The 5,596-nt window shown below is 45.0% G+C and carries 7 protein-coding genes; 1 reads left to right on the forward strand and 6 read right to left on the reverse strand.

The features are described 5' to 3' along the window. Positions 1–456 precede the first annotated feature (456 nt). The gene (locus CAG68_RS16235) at positions 457–918 is read left to right on the forward strand and encodes a TetR/AcrR family transcriptional regulator (protein ID WP_005385033.1); all 462 of its coding nucleotides are present in this window, start codon (positions 457–459) and stop codon (positions 916–918) included. A 112-nt stretch (positions 919–1,030) separates the two neighbouring features. Here the strand turns inward: CAG68_RS16235 and CAG68_RS16240 are convergent, their stop codons facing one another. The 6 genes from CAG68_RS16240 to CAG68_RS16265 form a co-directional block, all read right to left on the reverse strand. After that, positions 1,031–1,813 carry a heme ABC transporter ATP-binding protein gene (locus CAG68_RS16240; protein ID WP_005385036.1) on the reverse strand — a complete coding sequence of 261 codons (783 nt, stop codon included), beginning with the start codon at positions 1,811–1,813 and terminating at the stop codon, positions 1,031–1,033. Then, positions 1,813–2,850, reverse strand: coding sequence for a FecCD family ABC transporter permease (locus CAG68_RS16245; protein ID WP_054578656.1), 1,038 nt, complete (start codon positions 2,848–2,850; stop codon positions 1,813–1,815). Before CAG68_RS16245 ends, CAG68_RS16240 begins: the two co-directional genes overlap by 1 nt. A gap of 9 nt (positions 2,851–2,859) precedes the next feature. After that, positions 2,860–3,729 carry a heme/hemin ABC transporter substrate-binding protein gene (locus CAG68_RS16250; protein ID WP_005375320.1) on the reverse strand — a complete coding sequence of 290 codons (870 nt, stop codon included), beginning with the start codon at positions 3,727–3,729 and terminating at the stop codon, positions 2,860–2,862. Positions 3,730–3,757: 28 nt separating this feature from the next. Further along, the gene (locus CAG68_RS16255) at positions 3,758–4,171 is read right to left on the reverse strand and encodes a biopolymer transporter ExbD (protein WP_161441370.1); all 414 of its coding nucleotides are present in this window, start codon (positions 4,169–4,171) and stop codon (positions 3,758–3,760) included. Continuing rightward, entirely contained in the window at positions 4,168–4,866 is a 699-nt protein-coding gene (locus CAG68_RS16260; protein WP_005375324.1) for a MotA/TolQ/ExbB proton channel family protein, read from the reverse strand. Before CAG68_RS16260 ends, CAG68_RS16255 begins: the two co-directional genes overlap by 4 nt. Further along, the coding region (locus CAG68_RS16265) for an energy transducer TonB (RefSeq protein ID WP_237667888.1) at positions 4,866–5,596 on the reverse strand (731 nt) is incomplete at its 5' end. The genes CAG68_RS16260 and CAG68_RS16265, both read right to left, overlap by 1 nt.

A 5,596-nucleotide genomic window follows, 5' to 3' on the forward strand; every position in this document is an offset into this window, starting at 1 on the left:
TGATATATATCAACATTTAAAATCAATTAACGAACATAGTGACGAGATTTTGCTCAGTCCAGTTGAACTAATGGTTAATTTATAAGACTATTTCTTGATTGATTATTTTTAATAATTATCATTCTTGGTCTTTGAATAGTTTCGATGAATAATTGGCGCAAGGTTTTGATGAGACTAACTTTTCGCCTTATTTTGAGTAGCATGTATTGACAAAAACATAACTGAAAATTACACATTACGCAGTGTAAAGACGTTATGGTTTGGAACTCGACATGATATTAAATAGTCGCAATACATATACCCAAAGCGCTTTCAAGTGCAGCGCTTAGCAACCTGATTTCTAGGTTTTCGCTAATCGAACCGCATCGGCGAGCCGGGTATAATGCTAAGAATGATTTCATTCTGGCCTCATTTAATAGTGAGTTAGATGGATTTACAAAGAGAAGAGCTTAAAATATGCCAAAGCGTAGTAAAGAAGATACCGAAATCACTATCCAAAAGATCATGGATGCCGTTATTGATCAGCTACTCAGATTAGGTTACGACAAAATGTCGTACACGACGCTAAGCCAGCAGACAGGTATATCGCGTACCGGTATTAGCCATCACTTCCCTAAGAAAACGGACTTCACCGCCGCACTGGATGGCCGTATCTTTAAAATGTTTATTGAACACTTAGAGTTTGATAAAGGATTAAATGCATTTTCACAAAGTTGGATTAAAGCGCTGGAAGATGCTGAGTTTCTCGCGATTTTACGACTGCTATTCCATCACATTGTCACCGCTGAAAATGCGCAAGAATTTGCTGCTAATGGTATTGACCGCTTATACAAAATGGTTGAAAGCCAGTTTGGTGCGGGTGGTGACAAAGAGCTTGAGTGGTTGATTGGTCGATCATTGATCCAAATGAGCAAGTAATAGCCTTTAAAGAACCAAATTCTGCCACTATCAAAGCAAAGGCCCGCAATTCTCATATTGCGGGCCTTTGTCGTATCAAAGTGTTTTAGAGACGGCTTAGAGGAGATACGCTTTATGCTGCGGCATGCACTTGAGGGAAGTCTAGCGTCGGATGTTTTGTCACAATAGATCGATAGCCATAAACTTGCTCAATGCGCTCTGACGTTAGTGCATTCCATGGCGTGTCATCACAAACTAGTTTCCCGTTATGCAAGAGTACAAGGCGGTCTGCGTACTGAGAGGCTAGATTCAAGTCATGTAACACCACAACCACCGCTGCGTTTTGTGCTTTTGCCGTTTCACGAGCAATCTTTAACGTGTTGTGTTGGTGGGCGAGATCCAACGCTGAGGTAGGTTCATCAAGCATTAAGATTCGTTTTTCGCCAGATTGATGTAGTTGTGTCATCACTCGTGCTAGATGCAGTCGTTGCTTTTCTCCACCAGATAAAGACGGGTACAGGCTTTCTGCTAAATGCAATACGTCGGTTTGTTCCATGTAATGTAAAGCCAGTTTAGTGGTTTCTTTATTGGACAGTGATAGCGGTATTGCCCCCAGCTCTACTACTTCTCTGGCTAGAAATGGGAAGGTTAAGGTGCTGTGCTGCGGGAGCATTGCAATATGTTTGGCGCTTTTTTCAGGCTCCCAATCATGCTTTTGTTTACCGAAGTAGGTGATGTGATGATTCGAAGAGATCTCACCGCATAGAAGCTTGAGCAAAGTACTTTTACCTGCGCCATTGGGGCCGAGTAGGGCGGTCACTTCACCAGCTCGGATATCAATGTTGATGTCATCGAGCACCACACGGTTGCCATACGTCATCGAAATGTTTTTCCCCGATAAAACGATCTGGTTCATTACAAAATCTTCCCTTTTTGCTGGAACAATAAGTAAATGAAAAAGGGCGCGCCAATCAATGCGGTCACGATTCCAACTGGTAATTCAGCTGGTGCCACGGCAACACGAGCAAACATATCTGCGGCAGTAAGAAGCAGTGCTCCCATTAAGGCAGATATTGGTAATAGCGTTCGATGGTCAGGCCCAGCGAGCATGCGCCCTAAGTGAGGAATCACGAGCCCAATAAAGCCAATTGCACCACTGATGCTCACCGTAATACCAACACCCAGTGCAGAAAGTAAAATAAGCTGACGTTTGAGTTTTTGAACCGGAACTCCTAAGTGTCTTGCTTCTGATTCCCCTAACAACAGAGCATTCAGCGCCATCGACTTCTTCTGAAACCAGAGCAATAGGATGACGAGTGTTACAGCAGATAGAGCAATCCCTGACCAATTTGCACCAGCTAATGAGCCCATCGACCAAAGCGTCAAGTCTCGCAGCATCTGATCATCTGCGATAAAGTTCATGTAGCCAATCGCAGCACCCGAGAGCGCGCTGATGGCAACGCCGGCTAACAACATAATTGTAACTGAGGTACCAAACTTACTTGTGCCGAGTTTATAAACGAGAATAGTCGTTAGTGCACCGCCAATGAAAGCAAAAAGAGGCAGAGCCGCTAAGTTCATTAGTTGCGGATAGTTTTGGCTAAATTCAGCAAATACAACAATAGCGAATGCACCACCAAGAGCAGCGCCAGCAGACACACCAATGATACCAGGCTCGGCTAATGGGTTACGGAACAAGCCCTGCATAACCACACCACAAATTGCTAAAATGGCGCCGATGAACATACACAAAATGGTGCGAGGCAATCGGATTTCGTTAATGACCAACTGAATGTGAGGAGCGAGATCAGAACTGCCTCCCGTTAGGCTACGCAAACTGTCAGCAAAGCTAATGTTCATTGGGCCAACGGTAATAGAGGCGATAGCAATAAATGCTAAAAATCCACTAAGCACTGATAACGTCGTTGAAAGGGGGATGCGTCTTAACAACATGTCATGTCTCTATGGGTAAAGCAGTGCATTCAAGCGTTTAGCTTCTGCAAGGCTTTTAAGGCCCAAACCACCTACCAGAGCATGGCCATCAATCGTTATGATGTCTTTGTTCTTTCCAGCGGGTGTTGCAGCAAGAAGCGGCATTGCTTTTAAAATTGCATCGGCACCACCCAACGTTTCATAGCTGCGACCACTAACAAGAATCACGTCAGGCTGCATCTCTACCATCGCTTCTGTGGATAGAGGCTTGTAAGACGAGAGTTGTGTAGCGGCTGGGTTTTGTCCGCCGGCGAGTTGAATAATTGCATCGGGTGTCGTTTGTGAGCCCGCAACATTTGCAGGTCGCCCTTCATGGATCAGCAGAAAGAGCACTTTCTTTTTCTTCGCTTGATCAGGTTGGTTTGCATTGAGTGCTTGTACTTGCGCCTGGACATCTTGCTTTAAGCTTTCAGCTTGAGCTTTGCGATCCATAAGGTTCGCAATTTGATCAATACGTTGATAAAGGCCCTCGACATTTGCATCAGTATTAACGATTTCTACATCTACGCCAGCCGATTTCAATTGGCTCAATGTTGTTTTCGGCCCCATCTCATCAGAACCAATGACTTTTGTCGGACGTAAGGCGAGCAACCCCTCCGCTGAAAGACGACGATGGTAGCCCACTTTAGGCAGTTCCATTCCTTTTGGTAATTGACTGGTGACGTCGATAGCAACCAAGCTATCTTTAGCGTCGAGTTCAAGCAAGAGTTCAGTGACGGCGCTGCCTGCGCTAACAACGCGCTCTGAGGATGGCGTTTCATTGGCAAAAAGTTGACTACTCGCAAGTAGGGAAATAGCTGCCGTGACAACAGCATGAATAGTGATGCGTGTGTTCTTCATTTTGAAAGGATCTCTATCTTACTTATTTTTATGATGGCTCTTCAGTGAGTAACTGAGTTGCTTGAATTCCGTTTTCTTGTAAAAAGCCGAGAAGTTGTACTAGCGACTGAATATTCGCGGTTTTTTCTGCTCCAATTACAATCGGTTTATCGCTTGACTTACTCTCTTCTAGCAGCGCGAGGGTAAAGTTGTCCCAATCGATATATGTCTTGCCGTTAATAGCCCAGTAAGGCTCGTCTTTAAGAATATTTACCGCGATGGATTGCTTATCGACATCTGCAACAGCCTGAGATTCTGTGCTCGGTAAATTGACGTCTAATGAATCGAGTTTGACCGCTGCGGTTAACATCAGGAAAACCATGACGATAAAAATAATGTCTAACAGCGGTGTTAAATCGGGGGTTAAACCGTTACGACTATTTTCTTGTGGTGTTTTAATCATTTAGTTGCTGCCTCAATCTTCTCAGAAGAGCGCAGTGTTACTTTTGAGTGGTCTGGCGAGACATGCTGTAACGAGATACCTTCAAGCCATAAGTTGACGTAGTTTAAAGTGTGCTCAAGCTTGGCGATTACACGATCCGCCCACAAACCAATGATCTGCGCTCCTGAAATGGCAGGAAGTGCGATAATGAGACCCGCGGCAGTGGTGCGCATAGCAAGACCTAGGCCGTCAGCCAAATCATTCGGAGTGATATTCCCCGTTGAAACCGCGATGCCTTTAAACATGTCAATTAAGCCAAGTACCGTACCAAGCAAGCCAATTAAAGGGCTGATGACGCCAATCAGCGTCAGCAAACGAAGGCCGGAATGCAACTGATGGCGTTTTTCTTGCAGCCAAATACCTGCGGCATCCTCTCTTAAAGATTTAGAGAAAGAATGATGAGCAAGCAACATCGCAACACCACGGTACAGAAGCGGCCGCTTATTCGACAACTCTTCAGCAAGTGCTTCAAGTTCGCTCCCATTTGTTGGGTCTAATCCTGTGAGCTTTTGGCGAATGGCTCGCTTTCCTACACCAAGGCTAATTAACACATGGAATAATCGCTCGGCGATGATCATCACGGTTAGAGCTGAGCAAATGATCAAAGGCCATGTCATCAGCCCAAATTGAGTTTGTAATTCTTGTAGTTGTTCCATTATCCATCCAACTTAAAACGAACAGGTACTTGTACTCGGTGAGCGACTTTTAGCCCACCTGAAATATGTGGTGTAAATTGCCACTGTTTGATCGCACGAAGTGCTGAGGCATCTAGCGACTCTGTGCCGGAAGACTCAATCAAAACCTGTTTAATCTGGTTACCATTCTCATCTAGCCATATCTCATACAAGGCTACACCTTCAATACCGCGTCTTTGTGCAGACCTTGGGTAACGGGGTTGTGTTGGTTGACTCACAAACGTTGGTTTGTCTACCAAGACAGGCTGAGACGTTGCCCCTTTGGATTGGCTCGCAGGTGCGGATTGTTGAGCTACCGTCTCTTTCTTCACTGGTTCCGTTTTTTTCTTTGGTTTCGCTTCGGGCTGAACCTTTTGCTTTGTTACGGTTTTGGTGGGCTCGACCGCTTTAGGTTTAGATTGTTTAACCGGTTCAGGTTTTTTCTCTACTACCTTCTTCTTAACAGCGTCTTTCTTGACGACCTGTTTTTTTACAATCTTCTTTTCTGGTTCAGGTTGGTCTTGAGGCTGCTGCTCTTTTGGTGGTGCTACATTTTCTGGTGTAGATTTTTCGACAGCGGGAGGAGCAGACACAAGATTTAGACTTACCGAACTTGCTGGGTTTCCAGCCGGCATCGCGAACACCTTTGTCTCTTGAGAAACAAAAAGAAGTGCGGCATGGATGGCAAGGGAAGCACCTCCTGCAATGACAT

Source organism: Vibrio sp. V42_P2S4T144 (genome assembly GCF_009904715.1).
GTDB lineage: Bacteria > Pseudomonadota > Gammaproteobacteria > Enterobacterales > Vibrionaceae > Vibrio > Vibrio alginolyticus.